The sequence below is a fragment of the Providencia sp. PROV261 genome, from assembly GCF_028477945.1.
Classification (GTDB): Bacteria; Pseudomonadota; Gammaproteobacteria; order Enterobacterales; family Enterobacteriaceae; genus Providencia; species Providencia stuartii.
Genome location: NZ_JAMPMC010000012.1, coordinates 46,710 through 70,092, shown reverse-complemented (window position 1 = coordinate 70,092; position 23,383 = coordinate 46,710). Strand labels below are relative to the sequence as shown.

At 42.6% G+C, this 23,383-nt stretch carries 18 protein-coding genes; 15 read left to right on the top strand and 3 right to left on the bottom strand.

Going from position 1 to position 23,383, the window contains the following annotated elements; all coding sequences use genetic code 11:
- Window positions 1-296 precede the first annotated feature (296 nt).
- Window positions 297-4,184 (top strand): phosphoribosylformylglycinamidine synthase, encoded by a 3,888-nt coding sequence (purL, locus tag PR675_RS08245; RefSeq protein ID WP_060561148.1) that lies wholly within the window; start codon window positions 297-299, stop codon window positions 4,182-4,184.
- A 54-nt stretch (window positions 4,185-4,238) separates the two neighbouring features.
- Here the strand turns inward: purL and PR675_RS08240 are convergent, their stop codons facing one another.
- The gene (locus PR675_RS08240; protein WP_060561147.1) at window positions 4,239-5,270 is read right to left on the bottom strand and encodes a methyltransferase; all 1,032 of its coding nucleotides are present in this window, start codon (window positions 5,268-5,270) and stop codon (window positions 4,239-4,241) included.
- Between the two features lie 902 nt (window positions 5,271-6,172).
- Here PR675_RS08240 and PR675_RS08235 point away from each other — a divergent pair.
- From PR675_RS08235 to glnB, 5 genes are all read left to right on the top strand, one after another.
- A complete protein-coding gene (locus PR675_RS08235) occupies window positions 6,173-7,612 on the top strand; it encodes a sensor histidine kinase (protein ID WP_014656328.1) in 1,440 nt (479 codons plus the stop codon).
- 2 nt (window positions 7,613-7,614) lie between these two features.
- Complete coding sequence (gene qseG / locus PR675_RS08230) at window positions 7,615-8,466, top strand: two-component system QseEF-associated lipoprotein QseG (protein WP_004921434.1); 852 nt, start codon at window positions 7,615-7,617, stop codon at window positions 8,464-8,466.
- Entirely contained in the window at window positions 8,453-9,793 is a 1,341-nt protein-coding gene (gene glrR / locus PR675_RS08225) for a two-component system response regulator GlrR (RefSeq protein ID WP_004921431.1), read from the top strand. Before qseG ends, glrR begins: the two co-directional genes overlap by 14 nt.
- A 118-nt stretch (window positions 9,794-9,911) precedes the next feature.
- Window positions 9,912-11,534, top strand: coding sequence for an NAD+ synthase (locus PR675_RS08220; protein ID WP_014656326.1), 1,623 nt, complete (start codon window positions 9,912-9,914; stop codon window positions 11,532-11,534).
- Between the two features lie 12 nt (window positions 11,535-11,546).
- A complete protein-coding gene (gene glnB / locus PR675_RS08215) occupies window positions 11,547-11,885 on the top strand; it encodes a nitrogen regulatory protein P-II (RefSeq protein ID WP_004921424.1) in 339 nt (112 codons plus the stop codon).
- Between the two features lie 220 nt (window positions 11,886-12,105).
- Here the strand turns inward: glnB and hmpA are convergent, their stop codons facing one another.
- Window positions 12,106-13,305 (bottom strand): NO-inducible flavohemoprotein, encoded by a 1,200-nt coding sequence (gene hmpA, locus PR675_RS08210; protein WP_004921414.1) that lies wholly within the window; start codon window positions 13,303-13,305, stop codon window positions 12,106-12,108.
- Between the two features lie 351 nt (window positions 13,306-13,656).
- Between hmpA and glyA the strand changes: the two genes are divergently transcribed.
- Both glyA and PR675_RS08200 read left to right on the top strand, forming a co-directional pair.
- A complete protein-coding gene (gene glyA, locus PR675_RS08205) occupies window positions 13,657-14,910 on the top strand; it encodes a serine hydroxymethyltransferase (RefSeq protein WP_004921412.1) in 1,254 nt (417 codons plus the stop codon).
- Between the two features lie 81 nt (window positions 14,911-14,991).
- Window positions 14,992-16,143, top strand: coding sequence for a 3-phenylpropionate MFS transporter (locus tag PR675_RS08200; protein ID WP_004921405.1), 1,152 nt, complete (start codon window positions 14,992-14,994; stop codon window positions 16,141-16,143).
- A 219-nt stretch (window positions 16,144-16,362) separates the two neighbouring features.
- Here PR675_RS08200 and suhB read toward each other — a convergent pair whose 3' ends face one another.
- Window positions 16,363-17,166 (bottom strand): inositol-1-monophosphatase, encoded by an 804-nt coding sequence (gene suhB, locus PR675_RS08195; protein WP_004921404.1) that lies wholly within the window; start codon window positions 17,164-17,166, stop codon window positions 16,363-16,365.
- A 125-nt stretch (window positions 17,167-17,291) separates the two neighbouring features.
- On the opposite strand from suhB, the gene trmJ reads away from it, so the two are divergent.
- The 7 genes from trmJ to hscA all read left to right on the top strand — a co-directional run bounded on the left by trmJ (window position 17,292) and on the right by hscA (window position 23,383).
- Window positions 17,292-18,023 carry a tRNA (cytosine(32)/uridine(32)-2'-O)-methyltransferase TrmJ gene (trmJ, locus tag PR675_RS08190; RefSeq protein WP_004921401.1) on the top strand — a complete coding sequence of 244 codons (732 nt, stop codon included), beginning with the start codon at window positions 17,292-17,294 and terminating at the stop codon, window positions 18,021-18,023.
- 106 nt (window positions 18,024-18,129) lie between these two features.
- Window positions 18,130-18,627 carry a Fe-S cluster assembly transcriptional regulator IscR gene (gene iscR, locus PR675_RS08185; RefSeq protein ID WP_004921396.1) on the top strand — a complete coding sequence of 166 codons (498 nt, stop codon included), beginning with the start codon at window positions 18,130-18,132 and terminating at the stop codon, window positions 18,625-18,627.
- Window positions 18,628-18,744: 117 nt separating this feature from the next.
- The gene (locus PR675_RS08180) at window positions 18,745-19,959 is read left to right on the top strand and encodes an IscS subfamily cysteine desulfurase (RefSeq protein ID WP_014656323.1); all 1,215 of its coding nucleotides are present in this window, start codon (window positions 18,745-18,747) and stop codon (window positions 19,957-19,959) included.
- A 24-nt stretch (window positions 19,960-19,983) separates the two neighbouring features.
- Window positions 19,984-20,370 (top strand): Fe-S cluster assembly scaffold IscU, encoded by a 387-nt coding sequence (gene iscU, locus PR675_RS08175; protein ID WP_004921389.1) that lies wholly within the window; start codon window positions 19,984-19,986, stop codon window positions 20,368-20,370.
- Window positions 20,371-20,518: 148 nt separating this feature from the next.
- On the top strand, window positions 20,519-20,842 hold the full coding sequence (iscA, locus tag PR675_RS08170) for an iron-sulfur cluster assembly protein IscA (RefSeq protein WP_004921385.1): 324 nt from the start codon (window positions 20,519-20,521) through the stop codon (window positions 20,840-20,842).
- A gap of 157 nt (window positions 20,843-20,999) precedes the next feature.
- Window positions 21,000-21,521, top strand: a complete 522-nt coding sequence (gene hscB, locus PR675_RS08165; protein WP_004921381.1) for a co-chaperone HscB — start codon at window positions 21,000-21,002, stop codon at window positions 21,519-21,521.
- An 11-nt stretch (window positions 21,522-21,532) separates the two neighbouring features.
- On the top strand, window positions 21,533-23,383 hold the full coding sequence (hscA, locus tag PR675_RS08160) for a Fe-S protein assembly chaperone HscA (RefSeq protein WP_014656322.1): 1,851 nt from the start codon (window positions 21,533-21,535) through the stop codon (window positions 23,381-23,383).

The window sequence follows — 23,383 nt, the reverse complement described above, 5'->3', positions numbered from 1 at the left end:
AATAGATGAATGTTGCTATCTCTCAATCGCCCAGAAAATTGTGGGTGTTTGTATGCCGGTGTTGTAATAAAAATTGTTATAAGTAATGGTTATATTTCCAGTGTTTGGACATTTTGCTCAACAATTATGATCCGTGCAACCAATATTGTGCTATTTCGTTCCTAATAATTTTTAACGGTTTGCTTTATTTTTAGTCACGCAAACGGTTTCGTATTGATTCGCATTGCTCTATAATGTGTTCCGGTTCCCCTGCTTTTATGATCAGGGCTGGCGTTTAAATGAGAGAATTTAAGACTATGGAAATTTTGCGTGGTTCACCTGCTCTATCAGCATTTCGTATTGCTCGCCTGTTGGCGTTGTTTGCTGAAAAACAGCTTTCTGTTACGGATATTTATGCTGAATATATGCACTTTGCTGAACTATCAGCGCCTTTAAGTGAAAGCGAGCAAGGCAAACTGCGTAGTTTGCTGAAATACGGTCCTTCTCTCGCGGAGCACGAGCCTTTTGGTAAACTCATATTAGTGACACCACGCCCAGGAACAATTTCTCCTTGGTCATCTAAAGCGACAGATATTGCTCACAATTGTGGTTTATCTCAGGTCGAAAGAATTGAACGTGGTATTGCTTATTATGTGCAAGCCGATTCATTATCACAAGCACAGTGGCTAGACGTTGCAGCGCTACTACATGACCGCATGATGGAGAGTGTTTTTGGCTCTTTTGAGCAAGCTGAGGCACTGTTTGTTCATCATCAACCCGCACCAATGAAAGTTATTGATATCAGTCGTCATGGTCGAACTGCCCTCGAAAAAGCTAACGTAGAAATGGGGTTAGCACTTGCTGATGATGAAATTGATTACCTTCTAAATGCATTCACTGAGTTAAAACGCAACCCAACGGATGTTGAACTGTATATGTTTGCACAGGCAAACTCAGAACACTGCCGCCATAAAATTTTTAATGCAGATTGGATCATTGATGGTGAAAAGCAGCCTAAATCGCTGTTTAAAATGATTAAAAACACCTTTGAAACGACGCCAGACTATGTGTTATCTGCTTATAAAGATAATGCGGCAGTGATGGAAGGATCTTCCGTGGGGCGTTTCTTCCCAGAATCAGATAGCCGTACTTATCGTTATCATCAAGAAGATGCTCATATTTTGATGAAAGTCGAAACACATAACCACCCTACAGCGATCTCTCCATGGCCGGGGGCAGCAACGGGCTCGGGCGGTGAAATTCGTGATGAAGGGGCGACAGGGCGCGGTGCCAAACCGAAAGCAGGTTTAGTTGGTTTCTCAGTATCGAATTTACGTATCCCTGGGTTTGAGCAGCCATGGGAAGAAGATTTCGGCAAACCGGAACGTATCGTTACCGCTCTCGATATTATGCTAGAAGGGCCATTAGGTGGCGCGGCGTTTAATAACGAATTTGGTCGCCCAGCACTATTAGGTTACTTCCGTACCTATGAAGAAAAGGTTAACAGTCATAACGGTGAAGAGCTACGCGGCTATCATAAACCTATTATGTTAGCTGGAGGGATTGGCAATATCAGGGCGGATCACGTGCAAAAAGGTGAGATCCCTGTTGGAGCAAAACTCATCGTCCTTGGTGGGCCATCAATGAATATCGGTCTTGGTGGTGGTGCCGCATCTTCTATGGCTTCTGGTCAATCAGATGCTGATCTGGATTTTGCATCAGTGCAGCGTGATAACCCAGAAATGGAGCGACGTTGCCAAGAGGTTATTGATAATTGTTGGCAGTTGGGTGAGAACAACCCCATTTTATTTATCCATGATGTGGGAGCGGGTGGCTTATCGAATGCCATGCCTGAATTAGTGAGTGATGGGGGCCGTGGTGGTTGCTTTGAACTGCGCAAAATTCTGAATGATGAGCCTGGAATGAGCCCATTAGAAGTATGGTGTAATGAGTCTCAAGAGCGTTACGTCTTAGCCGTTGCTCCAGAACAAATGGCTCTATTTACGGCAATTTGTGAGCGTGAGCGTGCTCCTTTTGCAGTAATTGGTGAAGCAACCGAACAGCGTGAATTAGTTTTAAAAGATGCGCATTTTAATAATCAACCTATTGATATGCCTCTTGATGTGCTGTTAGGTAAAACCCCTAAAATGTTGCGTGATGTGAATACATTAAAGGCACAACCAGGGGCGTTAGATAGAACGTCTATCCATTTAAATGAAGCAGTAAAACGCGTGTTGCATCTTCCAGCCGTCGCGGAAAAAACATTTTTAATTACTATTGGTGACCGTACAGTGACTGGTATGGTTGCGCGTGATCAGATGGTTGGGCCTTGGCAGATCCCTGTCGCGGACTGCGCGGTCACAACAGCGAGTCTTGATAGCTACTATGGCGAGGCTATGTCAATTGGTGAAAGAACCCCTGTTGCATTGTTAGACTTCGCCGCTTCTGCCCGTATGGCGGTAGGGGAAGCATTAACTAATATTGCTAGCGCATATGTGCAAGATCTAAAACGAGTAAAACTTTCAGCTAACTGGATGGCGGCGGCGGGGCATCCCGGGGAAGATGCAGGTCTGTATGAAGCTGTGAAAGCGGTAGGCGAAGAACTGTGTCCTGCTTTAGGGTTGACTATCCCTGTTGGTAAAGATTCGATGTCAATGAAAACACGTTGGCAAGATAATGGTGAAGAGCGTGAAATGACATCACCACTATCACTGATTATTAGCGCATTCGGTCGTGTTGAAGATGTGCGTTTGACGGTGACACCTGAATTAAAAACGGACGTTGACTCTGCCTTAATGTTAATCGATCTTGGTCAAGGGCATAATGCTTTAGGCGGCTCGGCTCTTGCGCAAGTTTACCGTCAGTTAGGTAACAAAGCACCGGATGTGCGCGACCCTAAATTACTATCTGGTTTCTTTGCCGCTATCCAACGCTTATTGTCAGAGCAAAAACTGCTAGCATACCATGACCGCTCTGATGGTGGTCTGTTCGTGACATTAGCTGAGATGGCATTTGCAGGCCATTGCGGTATTAATGTTGATATTAGCGAATTTGATGAAGATATTCTCGCCGCGCTGTTTAATGAAGAGTTGGGCGCCGTTATCCAAATTAAACAGCAAGATAAGCAATATGTTGAAAATTGCTTTGCTGAAGCGGGTTTAGGTGAATGTTTACATTATCTAGGTACGGTCACCCAAGAAGATGCATTAGTGATTAATAGTCGTGATACTGTTGTTTATCAGGAATCTCGCAGTACATTACGTGAGTGGTGGGCTGAGACAACATGGCAGATGCAACGCTTACGTGATAATGAGGTGTGTGCAGATGAAGAGCATAAAGCGAAGTTGGATAGCCAAGACCCTGGTCTAAATACTCAGCTTACTTTCGATATTGCAGAGGATATCGCAGCACCTTATATCCTGTCTGGTGTACGCCCTAAAGTTGCGGTGTTGCGCGAACAAGGTGTTAACTCTCATGTGGAAATGGCAGCTGCTTTTGACCGTGCTGGTTTTGATGCGGTTGATGTCCATATGAGTGATCTGCTCGCGGGGCATCTATCATTGGCAGGCTTCCAAACCTTAGTTGCATGTGGTGGCTTCTCATACGGTGACGTATTAGGTGCTGGGGAAGGTTGGGCAAAATCAATCCTGTTTAATAACCAAGTACGTGATGAATTTGCTGCTTTCTTTGCTCGTCAAGATACATTATCCCTTGGCGTGTGTAATGGTTGTCAAATGATGTCCAATTTATATGAGTTGATCCCAGGAGCAGAACTGTGGCCTCGTTTTGTACGCAATCGCTCAGAACGATTTGAAGCGCGCTTTAGTTTGGTTGAGGTAGCTAAGAGCCCTTCCTTATTGCTTCAAGATATGGTCGGTTCACGCATGCCGATTGCGGTATCTCATGGTGAAGGTTTGGTTGAGGCGCGTAATCCTGCCCATATTCAGCAATTGGAAAATCATTCATTAGTAGCACTGCGCTTTGTGAATAACTATGGGCAGGTCACAGAGCAATACCCTGCTAACCCTAATGGCTCAGTGAATGGTATTACTTCGGTGACATCAATGGATGGCCGCGCAACAATTATGATGCCGCATCCTGAGCGTGTATTCCGTACTGTAAGTCACTCTTGGCACCCAGAAAATTGGGGTGAAGATGGCCCATGGATGCGTATTTTCCGTAATGCGCGTAAGCAATTAGGCTAAGCAGCCTGAATCTGATAGCCCCGTAATACGGGGCTATTTTTTCGTCGTTGCCGATTAGACAGGAACGGTTTCAATGATAGCAATATGGCTTTCTGTTGGAATAATTCGGTTGATTTTTAGACCTGCTTGCGAGAACAATGCGTTAAATTCAGCTTCTGTATGCTCGTTACTATCTTGAATAACACTAAAGCATATAAGCTCTAATTCCTTTCCAAAATGGGGGCGATTATCTTCGGGGATAATCGCGTCCATGACCAGTAATTTTGAGGTTGGTTTCATGGCGCGACGGATGGTTTTAAATATCTCAATAAGCTTATCATCACTCCAATCATGAGTTATGTATTTCAATAGGTAGATATCAGCTTCTGGACACTGTTCAAAAAAAGAGCCGGGTTGTAATGTCCAACGGGTATCATCTTTGAGCCGATGTAGAATATTTTTTTCTAGCACATGTTTCCTATCAAATAGGATACCCTTTAATGACGGATTACGTGCCAATACTTCAAGTAGCAGGTTGCCTAAGCCGCCAGCAATATCGGCAACAATGATATTTTCTGGGAAAGTATAATTTTTTAGGATAAATTCGTTTTCAATTTTTGATAAAGAAGCTTGCCCTTCATCAAAGCCTTCTGGTTGGTCAGCATTCTTTTCCCAGTAATCAAAGAATGTACTTCCGAATAAATCTTCAAATACGCGCTTACCATAAGCGGATTGTGTGAACTCTGCGCTCGTTAGCCAAAAGGTTTTATCAGTCAACCAGAGAATAGCAGGGCGCAATGAGTAGGGGTGATCAGTGCATAAAAAGGTCGCTTCTGGCGTTAATGCGTAATGAGTGCCATCTAAACAAGTAAAAATTTTACGGGTTGCGAGTACTCGAAGAATTTTTTTCACGACTCTCGCATCTGCCTTTATTTCAGCAGCCAGTTGCTCAACGGTCTTTGCTTCCTGCATTAAATGATCCGCAATATTTAACTGCACCGCGGCGCGTAGTGCTGCTTGAAATACAAAACCAATAGTTTGCTCAAGCACATACAACGCGGCTTGCATATCGTTCTGCTCTATTGTGTTACTTGATTGCATATTCATAAATTTCCTCATCGAATCTTTATTATCAAATCAATAAGTAAAAGTTAAGTATTGTCGTGAAGTATAGATTAGTAAAATTATTTCTTGGAAAGTACTCTTAATTTTTATCAATAAAAATTAGGGGTGCCATAGTGTTTATTATTTTCGCTTTAATTTGAATTTCTGTTGGTCTCGCAATAAATATCAATTTTATTAATTATTCTGAGGTTTTTTTATTCAGGTGATGAGGTTTTTTTCGAGGTGTATAAAATTGGCGACAAACCCCTTATTTGGGTGTCTCCAAATGGAGACATTTAATTTGTTGAAAAATAAAAATAATTTTCTATGCTGTGGTGGGTGTCTTTAAAAGGAGACAGTATAGAGGAAAGAAAGAAAAATTTTAGAGGTGAAAAAGAAGAAATAAGAAACCGAAAAAATAAAAGTGCTTATCTTTCAATTAATTAATAAATACATTGAAAAGTTGGCACGATGTGTGCATAATAATATTCAGTTGCTCATTCAACATTATTATGTCGGTCCACATTAGGGTGGGAACATACCACATAAAGCAAGAATGATGCCAAAGTAAGGTGCCTACCGTCCAACAGCACAGATATTCGCTTTCGAGCCTTATCAAACACAGGGCGACACGTGGAGTGAGGCACCACCTATATGATTATAAAGAGATAATCATATATCACATCAGTAAATCGCTGGCGGAATAAAGTTGAACTCTTTATTCCGCCTTCCTGTATTTATCCCCCCATAATTTTTCTTGTTTATTCTCAATGAGATTGGCACATTGCTTGCTGTAACTAGCGTGACTCTTATGAAATAAGAGGGAAAATCGAACTGTGGTGATCATCAAGTTCACGTAATTCATTCAGTTCTGTTACCATGGAACCTCGTTTAACAGGTGTGAGATGAATGCATTGAGTAAATGGCGTCTATTTCCGCGCTCCTTGCGCCAATTGGTTGTCATGGCATTTTGGTTAGTGCTATTGCCACTATTGGTTCTGGCTTATCAGGCTTACCAAAGCTTGGAGCAATTAAGTAATCAAGCTGCTCAAATCAATAAAACAACACTTTTAGATACCCGGCGAAGTGAAGCGATGGGAGGGCTAGCTTTAGAAATGGAAAGAAGCTATCGCCAATACTGTGTTTTGAAAGATGCTTCATTACATACCCTCTACCTCAAGCAGTTTTCTGATTATCAACAGATGTTTGAGCGACAAAAAACGATACTGCCTAAAAATGCAGATACATCGGCACTGACTCGCGCGTTGGAAGAATTAAAAACGGTAGTTTGTGAGAATAGTGAACCGCCTAAAGAAGTCACCGCAGCATTAAGCCAATTCTCAGAGCAGAATAATGCATTAATACAAGAGACCCGCGACGTAATATTTAGTCGAGGGGAGCAATTACAAAAAGCAATTGCCAATAAAGGACAGCTTTTTGGTTGGCAGAGCCTTATCCTTTTTTTATTGAGTGTGCTCTTAGTTGCTTTGTTTACTCGAATGATTATCGGGCCAGTGAAAGGCATCGAACGTATGATCAACCGATTAGGCACAGGCAGAACGCTGACAAATAATTTAAAATTATTTAAAGGGCCTCGAGAGTTACGCTCGTTAGCGCAGCGGATTATCTGGTTAAGTGAACGCTTAGCTTGGTTAGAATCGCAGCGCCATGAGTTTTTGCGGCATATTTCCCATGAGCTGAAAACACCATTAGCAAGTATGCGTGAAGGCACTGAATTACTGGCCGATGAAGTGGCGGGGCCGCTTACCGAGTCACAAAAAGAGGTTGTAGAAATTCTTGATAACAGCAGTAAGCATCTTCAGCAACTTATTGAGCAGCTTCTTGATTATAATCGTAAATTAGCAGATAGCCCGCCAGAAGCACAACATGTTGATTTGCAAAAATTGATTGAAGACATTGTTATGGCTCATAATTTACCTGCGAGAGCGAAAAATATTCAAACGGATATTCGTCTACGTATTGACCATTGCCTTGCTGAACCAACGCTACTAGGACGGGTTATTGATAATATCTACTCCAATGCGGTGCACTATGGCAGTGAATCAGGTAATATTTGGATCACAAGCCGCAGAATAGATAATAAGCTTGTTATTGAAGTTGCTAATACTGGCACACCAATTCCTGAGTCAGAACAAAGTATGATTTTTGAACCTTTTTACCAAGGGTCGCTTGTGAGAAAAGGAGCTGTCAAAGGCAGCGGATTGGGGCTAAGTATTGCACATGATTGCATTAAGCAAATGGGGGGTGAACTTTCACTAGTACCCAATAAATTAGCAGATGTCTGCTTTAGAATTGAACTGCCTTTAACTGCAGAGAATGAATAATAATGGCAAATAGGTCTACAGATGTTTTGGTTGCATTACGCTTTGCGGTGTTACCAAAGCGATATATCGGGTTAACGAAAAAAAACTCTACATTCATCCAAAAGCAAAAAGCGGTGCATATAGGCGCGTTATTGTTGTCACTCATTTTAACGGGGTGTACGACTCAAAATGGGCAATCTTCTTTAGATACGTTAGCTCAAGTTGTTGTCCCTGAAGTTAAAGTGACCGATTACCGCTATGCGGCATGTGAGGGCGTTTGGGAAAATTATCAGCCTAATGCGCGAGAAAATGCACTTTTTTGGTTGAGGATGATGGACTGTGCCGATCGTCTCGACCCTGCTACAGCACGCAAGCAGGCATCACAGATACAGATTGAAAATTGGTCGGACGCATTTCAGCACAGTATCTTAATGGGCGCGGCTGAACCCACAATTGCTGAACGACGCAAAATGGTCGACAGTATGAACACTTTTAGCCTTAATTTCCCCACGGCAATTCGCCCGTTATTACAACTTTGGCGTGAACAACAGGTACAAACAATTAATCTTGCTGAAGCCAATTCTCGTTTTAAGCGGCTACAGCAAGATACAGACAATAAACTTGACCGTATGAAAGAAGAAAATGCCAGACTGGTATTTGAACTGAATACAACCTCACGTAAATTAGAAAATTTAACTGACATTGAGAGACAACTCTCCTCTCGCAAACAAATTACCAATGAAACGGAAAAAGAGGTTGAAGCGGTAGATAAAAAGCAACCAAAAGAAGCGGCTAAAACGGAAAAACCAGTCGCTGAGGATGGTAACTCTTCAACTAATAACCCATCGGAGAATGAGCGCAATGACCAACCGTAAATCAGCAAATCTTCTGCTGGTGGATGATGATCCTAGTCTGCTGAAATTACTGGGTATGCGCTTAAGCAGTGAAGGTTTTAAAGTCACCACCGCGGAAAGTGGGCCAGAAGCGCTAAAATTGCTTCAAAAAGAAAAAATAGAGTTGGTGATTAGTGACTTGCGAATGGATGAAATGGATGGAATGGCTCTGTTCGATGAGATCCAGAAGCAACACCCTAATTTACCCGTGATAATCCTCACTGCCCATGGCTCAATTCCCGACGCCGTTGCAGCAACACAGCGCGGCGTATTTAGTTTCCTAACCAAACCTGTTGATAAAGATGCGCTCTACAAGGCCATTGATGAAGCATTGGCATTATCTTCAACACCAATCAGTGATGAAGAGTGGAGCGAAGGCATTGTTACCCGCAGCCCGTTGATGATCCGACTGTTAGAACAAGCCCATATGGTCGCGCAATCGGATGTGAGCGTATTAATTAATGGGCAGAGTGGTACAGGTAAAGAGGTCTTAGCACAGGCAATCCATAAGGCAAGCCCACGGGCACGCAAGCCATTCATCGCGATTAACTGCGGCGCATTACCAGAACAATTACTTGAATCTGAGCTATTTGGTCATGCAAAAGGGGCCTTTACAGGGGCTGTGAGTAGCCGAGAAGGGCTATTCTTTGCCGCAAATGGGGGAACGCTATTTCTTGATGAAATCGGCGATATGCCAATGCCGCTGCAAGTTAAATTATTACGCGTATTACAAGAGCGCAAAGTACGTCCTCTTGGCAGTAATCGTGATTTAGATATTGATGTGCGTATTATCTCTGCAACACACCGTAATTTACCGAAGGCGATGGAAAAAAATGAGTTTCGTGAAGACCTCTATTATCGTCTGAATGTGGTGAATTTGCGCATCCCAGCCCTGAATGAGAGGGCGGAGGATATACCTATTTTAGCTAACCATTTACTACGTGAATCGGCATCTAGGCATAAGCCGTTTGTTCGTAGCTTCTCGACAGAAGCTATGAAGTGTTTGATGTCAGCCAGTTGGCCGGGCAACGTACGTCAATTGGTTAACGTCATTGAGCAATGCGTCGCATTGACGACAACACCTGTGATCAGTGAAGCGCTGGTTAGCCAAGCGTTACAAGGTGAAAATACGGCACTTCCAACGTTTGTTGAGGCACGTAACCAATTTGAGCTTAACTATCTACGTAAACTATTACAGATGACAAAAGGGAATGTGACACAAGCCGCTCGCATGGCAGGCAGAAATCGTACTGAATTTTATAAATTATTGGCACGTCATGATTTAGAGGCTAATGATTTTAAAGAATAATTGGCCTTATCATCTAAATTTATCGTGTTTAAGTCACTCAATTTATCGCTGCCGTGGTAATGGCTAGTGAAGAGTGAATTAAGGTATCAATATCAATGCTCGGGAGAAGAAATACCTTATGAGCCGTAAGCTTAATATTTCACTAGCTCAATTAAATTGGTTAGTTGGCGATATTGAAGGCAACTGTGAACGCATGTTGCAAGTTTTTGAAGAACAAAAGAATATCGCTGACATTGTTGTGTTCTCTGAGCTGTCACTCACGGGGTATCCACCGGAAGATCTTTTATTCCGTGCGGATTTTACCCAACGTTGTTTAGTGCAATTAGAACGCTTACAAAATGCGAGCACGGAAACAGCGATTGTTGTTGGTCACCCGTGGACAGAAGCGGGGAAAATGTATAACGCCCTCTCTTTTTTCTACCAAGGAAAACTCCTCACCCGCTATTTCAAACAAGAGCTGCCAAACTATGGTGTTTTTGATGAGCTTCGCTATTTCTCTGCGGGGGATAAAACCGGTGTGGTTGACTTTAAAGGTTACCGTATAGGCTTATTAATTTGTGAAGATATTTGGTTCGATGGGCCAGTGGATGCCGTTAAGCAAGCCGGTGCCGAACTATTGTTGACGATTAATGCCTCCCCATATGATCGTAACAAGGATCATAGTCGGAGTGATTTATTGGTAAGGCATTGCCAGCGTACACAATTACCTATCATCTATTTGAACCAAGTGGGCGGTCAGGATGAGTTAATTTTTGATGGTGGCTCTAAAGTGCTGGCGAGTGACGGTAAAATCACACATCAGCTGGTTGATTTTGATGAGCAAATCGTTAATTGCCAGTTTAATGAGTTATCCGCGGTACCGATGGAAAAGCTAGCACCAGCACTGTCACCAGTTGCACAGGTTTATCAAGGCTTGGTGATGGCAACTCGCGATTATATCAATAAAAATGGTTTTAATGGCGCTATACTCGGTTTATCCGGTGGGATTGATTCGGGATTAACAGTGGCAATAGCGGTGGATGCGATTGGCAAAGAACGCGTTCAGGCCGTGATGATGCCATTCCGCTATACCTCAGAAATGAGTATCCATGATGCCAAAGAGCAGGCTGAATTGCTTGGCGTTGAGTTTGATATTGTCTCAATCGAACCTATGTTTGATGCTTTTATGTCACAACTTCAACCAATGTTTGAAGGTACTGCTGTTGATACTACCGAAGAGAATTTACAGGCGCGTTGCCGTGCTGTTATTTTAATGGCGATGTCCAATAAGCGCCGTCGTTTAGTTTTAACGACCAGTAATAAAAGTGAATCTGCCGTTGGCTATTCAACCTTATATGGTGATATGGCGGGCGGTTTTGATGTTTTAAAAGATGTACCAAAGACATTGGTTTTTGAGTTAGCGAAATATCGTAATACGATCTCTCCTGCGATACCGCAACGTGTGATCGATAGGCCACCATCGGCGGAGCTGGCACCAGGGCAGCTCGATCAAGATAGCTTGCCGCCATACGATATTTTAGATGCGTTACTTGAAGCTTATGTGGAAAAAGATTATTCCGTGGCACAATTGATTGAGCAAGGCTTCGATGAAGCAACGGTTCATCGCGTTGTGCGTCTTGTCGATATTAACGAATATAAACGCCGTCAAGCGCCAGTTGGACCACGCATTACGGTGCGTAATTTCGGAAAAGATCGTCGTTATCCAATCACGTCAGGTTTTGGCCGTAAAAACTGGTCATAACAGGAATTATTTATGAAAAAAATTGATGCAATTATTAAGCCTTTTAAGCTGGATGATGTCCGAGAAGCGTTAGCGGAAGTGGGGATCACTGGGATGACGGTAACAGAAGTCAAAGGTTTTGGTCGTCAAAAAGGTCATACCGAGCTTTATCGTGGCGCCGAATATATGGTGGACTTCCTGCCTAAAGTCAAAATTGAAATTGTTGTGCCCGATGATATTGTCGAAAGCTGCGTAGAAACTATTATGCAGACGGCACAAACTGGCAAAATTGGTGATGGCAAAATTTTTGTCTACGATGTTGCTCGCGTGATCCGTATTCGTACTGGTGAGCAGGACGAAGAGGCGATTTAATTTCCATGCTTTTTTCGCGGCTCTAGTCACATTTCAAGGGAGCTGCGCCATCGACCCCTACTTACTACGCATTATTTAGGGAATGGTCGTGGGGCAAACATCATGGAATAGCTTAGTCATTATTTAATAAAAAGCGGTAACGGCATAAACACAGGAATGGGATTAAAAGAGTGTTTAGTATGCAAAACCGTTACCGCGAAATTTAAATAGGTTATTTAAATTAATTTAAAGGTAGAACTTTATGAGGGCCAAAGCACTCATAATGAATATTCTCTGCTGAAACGCCCATCTCAATCAGTTGTTTAGCGATGTATTGCATAAAGCCAACTGGACCACAGAAATAGAACTGCATATTTGGAACGTCTAACCACGCTTTAACCTGCGAAAGATCCATTAAGCCACTAAATTGATAATCAAATCCTTGTTTGTCTTCTGCACGTGGCTGATTAAACCAAACAGCGGATTGGCTATGTGGATGGTGAGCAAGGTGTTTATTTACCTCATGATGGAACGCATGAACGGCACCATTTTCGGCGGCATGTAGCCAGTTAACTTGTGCTTCATGGCCTTCCTGAGTTAATGAATTGAGCATGCTCAGCATCGGTGTTAAACCGACACCCGCTGAAATGAGAGTGACAGGGGTTTTATTATCGATATCAATAAAGAAATCACCGCATGGTGGCGCTAAATGAACAATATCACCTTCATTTAAGTTTTGGTGAATATAATTGGAGACAACACCATTATCTTCACGTTTAACGGCAATACGATAACTACGACCATTTGGTGCTGTGGTCAGTGAATATTGGCGAATTTCTTGGTTAGTTAGGCTGTCATCATTGATATAAATAGTGATGTATTGGCCTGGACGATAATCTGCGACAGGCTGACCATCGACAGGGACAAACTCAAAGCTTGTGATCACATCACTTTGCGCCTGTTTAGCCGCAACACGGAACTCACGTAAACCTTCCCAGCCCCCTGTTTTATCTGCATTTTGGCGGTAAATTTCTGCTTCACGGTTGATAAAAATATCAGCAAGGACACCATAAGCTTTACCCCAAGCATCTAACACTTCTTGCCCTGGGTTGAGTAACTCATCGATAGCAGCCAATAAATTTTCCCCGACAATAGGGTAGTGTTCAGGTTTGATATTCAAGCTTGCATGTTTTTGTGCGATTTTTTCTACAGCAGAAATCAATGCTTCGGGCGTCTCAATATGTGTTGCATACGCGCAAACCGCATTAAATAAGGCTTCACGTTGTGAGCCGTTACTTTGATGCGTCATGTTAAAAATATCTTTCAGCTCAGGATGTTGTTTGAACATTCTGTCGTAGAAGTGAGCAGTTAGTTTGGGACCCGTTGCAGCAATGGCTGGGATAGTGGATTTAACAATAGCGATAGTTTGGCTGTCTAGCATACAGGCTCTCCTGAAATAATTTCATTCGATGATGAATTTTATAACATGTATTTTAAATGCAATTTATAACTTTTAACACACAAAGTAAATAGGTCTATTATAAAAAGAGTTTAAAAATAGAAACTTTATAAAAGAGTCACCCAATAAATAGGATTTAATCTTTTAGCAATGCGAATATGGCTGATTTTATCTTGGTATGCTTGATAGTCTTTTATGACTGAGAAAATTTATGCAAACGTTTGCGTATATTTTTTCTTTAGGGCTATCACCCTGAAGAAAAAGAGTTTACACTGTGTGCTATTGCGATAGTTTTGTTATCAACTTATTGAATGGCTGAGGCAGGAGAAGCGAATGTTAAAGCGTGAAATGAATATTGCAGATTATGATCCACAACTGTGGGAAGCAATGGAACAAGAAGTCGTCCGTCAAGAAGAACACATTGAGTTAATTGCTTCAGAAAACTATACCAGTCCACGAGTGATGCAAGCTCAGGGATCTCAGCTAACGAATAAATATGCAGAAGGCTACCCAGGCAAACGCTATTACGGTGGTTGTGAGTATGTTGACGTTGTCGAGCAATTAGCTATCGATCGTGCAAAAGCGCTGTTTGGTGCAGATTATGCTAACGTACAACCTCATTCAGGTTCACAGGCTAATGCGGCTGTTTACATGGCGTTGCTGCAACCGGGTGATACCGTATTGGGTATGAACCTTGCTCATGGTGGTCACTTGACCCATGGTTCACCAGTCAACTTCTCTGGCAAACTTTATAACATCGTTCCTTACGGTATCGATGAAAGCGGAAAAATCGACTACGAAGATATCAAAGCACAAGCATTGAAACATAAGCCAAAAATGATCATCGGTGGTTTCTCTGCATATTCTGGTATTGTTGATTGGGCTAAAATGCGTGAAATCGCAGATAGCATCAATGCTTATCTATTCGTTGATATGGCTCACGTTGCGGGTCTAATCGCAGCAGGCGTCTATCCTAACCCAGTTCCACACGCACATATTGTTACTACAACAACCCATAAAACATTAGCTGGCCCTCGTGGTGGTCTGATTTTGGCGAAAGGTGGTGACGAAGAACTGTACAAAAAACTGAACTCAGCCGTCTTCCCTGGCTCTCAAGGTGGCCCGTTAATGCATGTTATTGCAGGTAAAGCGGTCGCATTGAAAGAAGCGATGGAACCTGAATTTAAAGTTTATCAACAACAAGTTGCGAAAAATGCGAAAGCAATGGTAGAAATTTTCCAACAACGCGGTTATAAAGTAGTGTCCGGTGGCACAGAGAACCATCTGTTCTTAGTGGATCTGGTTGATAAAGGTATTACAGGTAAAGATGCTGACGCTGCATTGGGTCGTGCAAACATTACGGTGAATAAAAACAGCGTTCCTAACGACCCGAAAAGTCCATTTGTTACCTCTGGTATCCGCATTGGTACGCCAGCGATCACACGTCGTGGCTTTAATGAAGGCGATGCACGTGAACTGGCTGGTTGGATGTGCGATGTTCTGGATAACCTCAATGATGAAGCGACCATTGAACGTATCAAACAAAACGTATTGAATATCTGCGCAAAATACCCAGTTTACGCATAAAATAAAATTAATTTAGTTTCAAAACCCGCTTCTACACTTTGGTAAAAGCGGGTTTTTTGCATTGAAAAACAAGGAGGAGTGATGGTAATTCCATCAACTCGCTGGCTAGCGATTGATTATTTTACCTATTTTTTCGCTTACAGTATTTTTCTACCATTCTGGCCAATTTGGCTACAAGGTGAAGGTATTGATGCTGAAATGAGCGGGGTGTTATTAGGGATTGGGTTAGCTGCGCGTTTCCTTGGTGCAATGTTTATTACACCGATGGTTAAAGATCAATCCAAACTCATTAACGCATTAAGAATATTGGCAGGATTGTCTCTACTCTTTGCTGTTGCCTTTTCCTTTGGTTCCCATTGGGCATGGCTATTTTTTGTCATGACTGGGTTTAACTTATTTTTTGCGCCATTAGTGCCACTCGGTGACTCGCTGGCAGGAACATGGCAAAAGCAGTTTCCCTTTGATTATGGCAAAATTAGGCTTTGGGGCTCCGTCGCTTTTATTATTGGCTCCATAGCGATGGGATATTTCGCCGATATATTAGGTCATCAATCCATTATGGTGGCTTTAATTATTAGCTGCTTAGCTTTATTACTCACGGCAATGTTAACGCCTGCAATTATGCCTAAAGGCATACCTAAAGTTGCAGGAGAAGATAAACTCTCATTTAGACAACTCATTGCGGATAAAAACGTAGTGACGTTCCTAATTTGTGTCACCTTGTTGCAAGGCGCACATGCTGCATATTATGGCTATGCCTCTTTATTTTGGAAGGAAGCAGGCTATTCTGACATCGTTATAGGTCGCCTCTGGGCACTTGGCGTTGTCGCTGAAGTTGTGGTTTTTATGTTGAGTAACAAACTATTTCGTCGTTGGAGTTCACGAAATCTACTTTTGTTATCTGCCATCAGCGGCATCATTCGTTGGGGGCTAATGGGGGCATTTACCTCACTACCAGTCCTTATTGTTGTTCAGATATTGCACAGCGGAACCTTTACCGTATGCCACCTCGCTGCAATGCGTTTTATCAGTGCTCGAAAAGAAAATGAAATTATTCCATTACAAGGTGTTTATTCAGCATTAGCAACAGGGGGCGGTTTAGCTATCATCACTGTTGTGGTGGGGGCTATCTATGAGCGTGTGCCAGACAATCACGGTTTAGTCTTTTATTTAATGGCACTATTGGCGATCCCTGCTTTGTTTATTAGACCGAAAGTTGTAGCACAATCATAAGGTTAACTTGGGTTTGTTCCTAAATATCAGGGTTAGATATATATCTGAAGTGAATGAACAATCCAAAATCACTAACAAGAAGGCATTTTGGTGGTGTAATCGATAGTAAAAAACGTGACACTAAAATGCTTTCTATCAAATTGAGTTATCTTATGGTGGGTTATATGAGAGGGGAGAATTAAAGGCATTGGGGGAAGCCCCAACACCTTTATTAAATCATTAACGTTTCAGTGACTCGGATAATTCTTCACGCATCACAGATAAAATCTCTTTAACAATGCGTGGGCTACCCGCAACAATATTACCTGAAGCTAAGTAATTATGGTTGCCAACAAAATCCGTCATAATACCGCCAGCTTCACGCATGATCAGTTCACCACCTAAGAAATCCCATGGTTTTAAACCAATTTCATAGTAAGCATCGACACGACCCGCAGCGACGTAACACAAGTCAAGAGCCGCTGAGCCTGTACGGCGGAAGTCTGCACAGCTCTCAAACATTTTGCTCATGATGTTCATGAACACAACGGCGTGTTGTTTTTGCTTAAAGGGGAAACCGGTTGCCACGATCGCGCCATCGAGTTCGCGAGCATCGGCACCACGTAGGCGATAACCATTTAATTGTGCGCCTTGACCACGAACAGCGGTAAATAACTCGTTACGCATAGGATCGTAAACAGCGGCGACTTCTGTACGGCCTTTAATACGAACCGCGATAGAAACAGCAAAGTGAGGGAAACGTTTTGTGAAGTTAGTAGTGCCATCCAGTGGATCGATTACCCATTGAATATCATCTTCTTTACCAAGTAACTCACCACTTTCTTCAGTAATGATAGTGTGGTCAGGATAAGATTTACGGATGACCTCGATAATTAAATGTTCTGCTTCACGGTCAACGTTGGTGACGAAATCGTTAGAGCCTTTTTGAGTGATTTGAACATTGTCAGGCGTTTCATAGCTTTTTGCTATGTGGTTGCCAGCCTTACGCGCAGCACGTATGGCGATATTTAGCATCGGATGCATGGGCTTTTTCCACTGGAATGTTAAAGAACGAAAAACTTTGAGTGGGCGGATTATATAGATGTTCGTCACAATAAGCAATTTTGTGTTAGACTCTTGCGATTATTTTTTAGAAAAACGACTAAACCATGTTAGACAATATCCGCATTATCCTTGTTGAGACCTCACACACTGGCAATATGGGCTCTACTGCTAGAGCCATGAAAACCATGGGTTTATCCAACCTTTATCTCGTTAATCCACAAGTACAGCCTGACTCGCATGCGATTGCGCTTTCTGCAGGAGCCAGCGATGTTATTGGCAATGCCACGATAGTCAATTCATTGGATGAAGCTCTAGAAGGGTGTAAATTAGTCATTGGCACGAGCGCGCGCTCTCGGACACTTTCTTGGCCGATGGTTGCACCGCGTGAATGTGGCGAAAAATCAGTGATGCAAGCGAAAACGGCGCCTGTTGCCATAATTTTTGGCCGTGAGCGTATTGGGCTGACCAATGAAGAGCTGCAAAAATGCCAGTACCATCTTTATATACCTACCAATCCTGAATATGGTTCATTAAACCTTGCGATGGCGGTTCAGTTGGTCAGTTACGAAATTCGCATGGCCTATTTAGCCCTAGAGGAAAAAAACGCAGTGAACTCGGAGGAGGATGAGGTAGAATATCCGCCGGTAGAAGATATTGAGCGTTTTTATGTGCATCTTGAAAGTGTGTTAAATGAATCAGGGTTTATTCGTAAGGCGCATCCGGGCCTAATTATGAATAAATTGAGACGTTTATACACCCGTGCACACATTGAAACTCAGGAGCTACATATTTTACGAGGTATCCTGACTTCAATGGAAAAATGGGCAAAAAAATGAGTTATCACTCCGTGAAAAATACTTGAGTAAATTAGTCAGGTAAATAGTTGACTAAATTAGTCGGGAATGTCACAATTGGGCAATATTTTACCACGGAGTATATGTTATGAGACTCACTTCCAAAGGGCGTTATGCAGTAACGGCGATGTTAGATGTCGCATTACACTCTCAGACAGGGCCTGTACCTTTAGCTGATATTTCTGAGCGTCAGGGAATTTCCCTCTCTTATCTTGAGCAACTTTTCGCTCGTCTACGCAAAAACGAGCTTGTTTCGAGTGTTCGTGGCCCAGGTGGTGGTTATTTGCTAGGCCGCGATGCTGATCAAATTTTTGTTGCTCAAGTAATTGCCGCGGTTGATGAATCTGTTGATGCGACACGTTGTCAAGGTAACAAAGAAGGTTGTCAAAATGGTGACCGTTGTCTAACGCATGCGCTGTGGCGTGATTTGAGCGATAGGATCACAAGCTTCCTAAGCAGCATTAGCCTTGATGAATTAGTTAAAAATCAAGAAGTCATAGATGTCGCCGATAGACAAGATAACGAAAAACGTCGGGCAACATTAGGTGGTCTTTCACCTGAAACGATTATTAATGTCCGTGCTTAATTATATAATATTTTAATAAATTGCAGTTGATACACAAAGTGATGGGGTTCGAATGAATGATCATCATAGGTATCGTTAGAAAATGAAGACAATTTTGTCTTTTGGAGTAAGTGAGCAATGAAATTACCGATTTATCTTGATTATTCAGCAACAACACCCGTTGACCCACGTGTTGCTGAAAAAATGATGCAATGTCTAACAATGGACGGCATTTTTGGTAACCCCGCTTCGCGCTCTCACCGTTTTGGGTGGCAAGCAGAAGAGGCCGTTGATATTGCACGTAATCAAATCGCAGAATTGGTGAATGCCGATCCACGCGAAATTGTCTTTACTTCAGGTGCAACAGAATCTGATAACTTAGCTATCAAAGGTGCCGCTAATTTCTATCAAAAGAAAGGCAAGCACATTGTCACTTGTAAAACAGAGCACAAAGCAGTTTTAGACACCTGCCGCCAGCTTGAGCGTGAAGGGTTTGAAGTGACTTACCTTGCACCACAAAGCAATGGTTTGATTGACCTGAAAGATTTAGAAGCTGCTTTACGCGACGATACTATCCTTGTTTCTATTATGCATGTGAATAATGAAATTGGTGTCGTTCAAGATATCGCAGCCATCGGTGAAATGTGCCGTAGCCGCAACATTATTTTCCATGTCGACGCCACTCAAAGTGTTGGTAAACTCCCTATCGACCTGTCCACTCTGAAAGTGGATTTGATGTCATTCTCTGCACATAAACTGTATGGCCCTATGGGTATCGGTGCTTTGTATGTGCGTCGTAAACCACGTGTTCGCCTTGAAGCTCAACAACACGGTGGTGGTCATGAGCGTGGTATGCGTTCTGGTACATTACCTGTCCATCAAATCGTTGGGATGGGTGAGGCTTACCGTATCGCAAAAGAAGAAATGGCTGAGGAGTCAGCACGCTTACGTAAACTGCGCATGCGTCTTTGGAATGGCATTAAAGATATTGAAGAAGTTTACCTCAATGGTGATTTAGAGAACGGTGCTCCACACATTCTGAATGTCAGCTTCAACTATGTTGAAGGTGAATCGCTGATGATGTCTCTTAAAGATTTAGCGGTATCATCTGGCTCTGCATGTACTTCTGCAAGCCTAGAACCTTCTTATGTTCTACGTGCCCTTGGAATGAATGATGAACTTGCTCACAGTTCTATTCGTTTTTCTTTAGGTCGCTTTACAACAGAAGAAGAAATTGACTATGCAATCAAACAGATTCATGGCGCAATTGGCCACTTACGTGAACTGTCTCCTTTATGGGAAATGTTCAAAGACGGCGTAGATCTTAACAGCATCGAATGGTCTCACCATTAATCAGACAGTTTCAGGAGTTTAAAAATGGCATATAGTGAAAAAGTCATCGATCATTATGAAAATCCACGTAATGTGGGTTCATTCGACAATAACGACCCAAGCGTAGGTAGCGGGATGGTTGGCGCGCCAGCTTGTGGTGATGTGATGAAACTGCAAATCAAAGTAAATGATAATGGAATCATTGAAGATGCGCGTTTCAAGACTTACGGCTGTGGCTCAGCAATTGCTTCAAGTTCACTTGTCACTGAGTGGATGAAAGGTAAAAGCTTAGATGAAGCCGAAGCGATTAAAAATACAGCTATCGCTGAAGAGCTAGAATTACCACCAGTGAAAATTCACTGTTCGATTCTTGCTGAAGATGCAATTAAAGCAGCCATTGCGGATTATAAAAGCAAACGCCAAGGCAAATAAGGCTTTAATTCCGGCTAATGGGCACATGGACATAAATAACTAAAATCCGTGTGATGAAAACATCGGTCGGTATAATTGATTAATTTTTAAGGCGGATGCTACCAATTAGTGAGTATCTGCCTTGTTTGTTTCTATAGTGAGGTTCGCAATGTCTATTTCTCTAACAGAAAGTGCTGCGCAACGTATTCAAGCTTTCCTCGCAAGCCGTGGTAAAGGTGAAGGTTTACGCCTTGGTGTCAGAACATCAGGTTGCTCAGGCATGGCCTATATTCTCGAATTTGCAGATATTATCAATGAAGAAGATACCGTTTTTGAAGATAAAGGTGTCAAAGTGATCGTTGATGGTAAAAGCATTGTCTACTTAGACGGTACTGAGCTAGATTTTGTCAAAGAAGGCTTAAATGAAGGTTTTAAATTCAATAACCCCAATGTCAGCAGTGAGTGCGGTTGTGGTGAAAGCTTTCACGTATAATGTCTTTTTATAGGCAATATTTTTAACTAATGCATTTCGTGGCTCCTGACACCTATCGAAAGCGAATATTCGCGCTGATTATTTAACATTGTGAGTGAGTTTTGATAGCTAACTAGACGAAGTGCATGAGTGCGTCAGTTCGAGAAACTAAGTACTTATGGATTATTTTACTCTTTTTGGGTTAACGCCCAACTATGCGATCGATAATGAACAATTAACGCAACGTTTTCAATCGCTACAGCGCCAATACCATCCAGATCGCTTTGCTGCCTGTACGGAACAGGAAAAAATGCAAGCGCTTCAACAAGCGGCAACGATCAATGCGGCTTACCAAGCTCTTCGTCATCCACTAAAACGTGCCGAATATATGTTATTACTACAAGGGATTGATATTAATAACGAACAACATACTATGCACGACACTGCATTCTTAATGGAGCAATTAGAGCTACGAGAAGAGCTCGATAATATTGAGCACCATAATAATGCGACTGATTTGCTTACAGCGTTCATGACGAAAGTAAAACAAATGCAAAAAACACGTTCCGCATTGATGGTTGAGCAACTCGATAGTGCACAGTGGGAATTGGCGGCAGATACGGTACGTAAATTGCGTTTTCTCGATAAATTACAGCAACAAGCTGAACAACTCGAAGAACGTTTACTGGATGATTTTTAAGAGAAACGATTATGGCTTTACTTCAAATCAGCGAACCAGGCATGACAGCCGCACCACATCAACGTAAATTGGCGGCGGGGATTGATCTTGGTACGACTCACTCTTTGGTCGCCACGGTACGTAGCGGTGAAGCAACGGCTTTACCTGATCATGATGGGCGTTATTTACTACCATCGGTCGTCAATTATCAATCCGATAATAAACAAGTGGGCTGGGCGGCAAAACAGCTAGCAGAGCGTGACCCTGTTAATACCATTATTTCGGTAAAAAGAATGATGGGGCGTTCATTGGCTGACATCCAACAACGTTATCCCGACCTACCTTATCGTTTCACTGCTAGTGAAAATGGGCTTCCTTTTATTCAAACGGCAGCAGGGCAAGTTGATCCGATCCAAGTTTCTTCAGATATTTTAAAAACGCTAGCAAAGAGAGCGGAAGAAACATTAGGCGGAGAAATGGATGGTGTCGTGATCACCGTACCCGCTTATTTCGATGACGCACAACGCCAAGGAACAAAAGATGCAGCCCGCCTTGCCGGTTTACATGTTCTCCGTTTATTAAATGAACCGACAGCGGCGGCTATTGCCTATGGTCTTGATTCAGGCCAAGAAGGGGTCATCGCTGTTTATGATTTAGGAGGCGGAACATTTGATGTTTCTATTTTGCGCCTAAGTCGTGGCGTGTTTGAAGTCCTTGCTACAGGGGGCGATACCGCACTGGGCGGCGATGATTTTGACCAAGCATTAGCCAAATGGATTGCCGAGCAAGCAGGTATTCAGACACAAGGTGACCACCATTTAAATCGTCAATTACTGAATGCTGCAACCGAAGCGAAAATCGCACTTAGTGAGGCTGAAACCGCACAAATTTCATTGCCACAATGGCAAGGAGAAATTCAGCGTGAGGTGTTTGAACAGTTAATACAAAACCATGTGAAACGCACATTAATGGCCTGCCGTCGTGCATTGAAAGATGCACAAGTAGATGCTGATGACGTGTTAAATGTGGTGATGGTTGGTGGCTCTACCCGCGTGCCTTTAGTCAGAAATAAGGTTGGTGAATTTTTTGGTAAACAACCATTAACTTCGATTGATCCTGACAAAGTAGTAGCCATTGGTGCTGCCATCCAAGCTGATATTTTAGTGGGCAACAAGCCTGATAGTGACATGTTGCTGTTAGATGTTATCCCATTGTCGTTAGGTCTTGAAACGATGGGGGGATTAGTCGAAAAAATTATCCCTCGTAATACCACGATACCTGTAGCACGTGCCCAAGAGTTTACGACGTTTAAAGACGGACAAACAGCGATGTCTGTGCATGTGGTACAAGGTGAGCGTGAAATGGTTTCAGATTGCCGTTCATTAGCACGTTTTTCATTACGCGATATTCCGCCAATGGCTGCTGGTGGTGCTCATATTCGTGTCACTTTCCAAGTGGATGCGGATGGCTTGTTAAGCGTCAGTGCAATGGAAAAATCGACGGGAGTAGCCGCTTCTATTCAGGTGAAGCCCTCATATGGGTTAACTGATACTGAAATTTCAAGCATGATTAAAGATTCAATGACTAATGCGCAAGATGATTTAAATGCACGCCGTTTAGCGGAACAAAAAGTTGAAGCAGCAAGAGTGCTTGAGAGTTTGACTAGTGCATTAGAGCAAGATGCTAATCTATTGACTCCCGACGAAGAGTCAGCGATTGATAATGCCGTCAATATATTAATTGAAGCAGTAGAAGGCACAGACCCTACTGCTATTGAAAATGCCATTAAACAACTGGATAAGCAATCACAGGGGTTTGCGGCGCGTCGAATGGATGCTTCTATTCGCCAAGCGCTATCAGGCCAATCTGTGGATGAGATATAA

Bases quoted from the DNA above. Each gene is read 5' to 3' on its own strand.
- purL (WP_060561148.1), top strand. From the start codon at position 297: ATGGAAATTTTGCGTGGTTCACCTGCTCTATCAGCATTTCGTATTGCT.
- PR675_RS08240 (WP_060561147.1), bottom strand. From the start codon at position 5,270: ATGAATATGCAATCAAGTAACACAATAGAGCAGAACGATATGCAAGCC.
- PR675_RS08235 (WP_014656328.1), top strand. From the start codon at position 6,173: ATGAATGCATTGAGTAAATGGCGTCTATTTCCGCGCTCCTTGCGCCAA.
- qseG (WP_004921434.1), top strand. From the start codon at position 7,615: ATGGCAAATAGGTCTACAGATGTTTTGGTTGCATTACGCTTTGCGGTG.
- glrR (WP_004921431.1), top strand. From the start codon at position 8,453: ATGACCAACCGTAAATCAGCAAATCTTCTGCTGGTGGATGATGATCCT.
- PR675_RS08220 (WP_014656326.1), top strand. From the start codon at position 9,912: ATGAGCCGTAAGCTTAATATTTCACTAGCTCAATTAAATTGGTTAGTT.
- glnB (WP_004921424.1), top strand. From the start codon at position 11,547: ATGAAAAAAATTGATGCAATTATTAAGCCTTTTAAGCTGGATGATGTC.
- hmpA (WP_004921414.1), bottom strand. From the start codon at position 13,305: ATGCTAGACAGCCAAACTATCGCTATTGTTAAATCCACTATCCCAGCC.
- glyA (WP_004921412.1), top strand. From the start codon at position 13,657: ATGTTAAAGCGTGAAATGAATATTGCAGATTATGATCCACAACTGTGG.
- PR675_RS08200 (WP_004921405.1), top strand. From the start codon at position 14,992: ATGGTAATTCCATCAACTCGCTGGCTAGCGATTGATTATTTTACCTAT.
- suhB (WP_004921404.1), bottom strand. From the start codon at position 17,166: ATGCATCCGATGCTAAATATCGCCATACGTGCTGCGCGTAAGGCTGGC.
- trmJ (WP_004921401.1), top strand. From the start codon at position 17,292: ATGTTAGACAATATCCGCATTATCCTTGTTGAGACCTCACACACTGGC.
- iscR (WP_004921396.1), top strand. From the start codon at position 18,130: ATGAGACTCACTTCCAAAGGGCGTTATGCAGTAACGGCGATGTTAGAT.
- PR675_RS08180 (WP_014656323.1), top strand. From the start codon at position 18,745: ATGAAATTACCGATTTATCTTGATTATTCAGCAACAACACCCGTTGAC.
- iscU (WP_004921389.1), top strand. From the start codon at position 19,984: ATGGCATATAGTGAAAAAGTCATCGATCATTATGAAAATCCACGTAAT.
- iscA (WP_004921385.1), top strand. From the start codon at position 20,519: ATGTCTATTTCTCTAACAGAAAGTGCTGCGCAACGTATTCAAGCTTTC.
- hscB (WP_004921381.1), top strand. From the start codon at position 21,000: ATGGATTATTTTACTCTTTTTGGGTTAACGCCCAACTATGCGATCGAT.
- hscA (WP_014656322.1), top strand. From the start codon at position 21,533: ATGGCTTTACTTCAAATCAGCGAACCAGGCATGACAGCCGCACCACAT.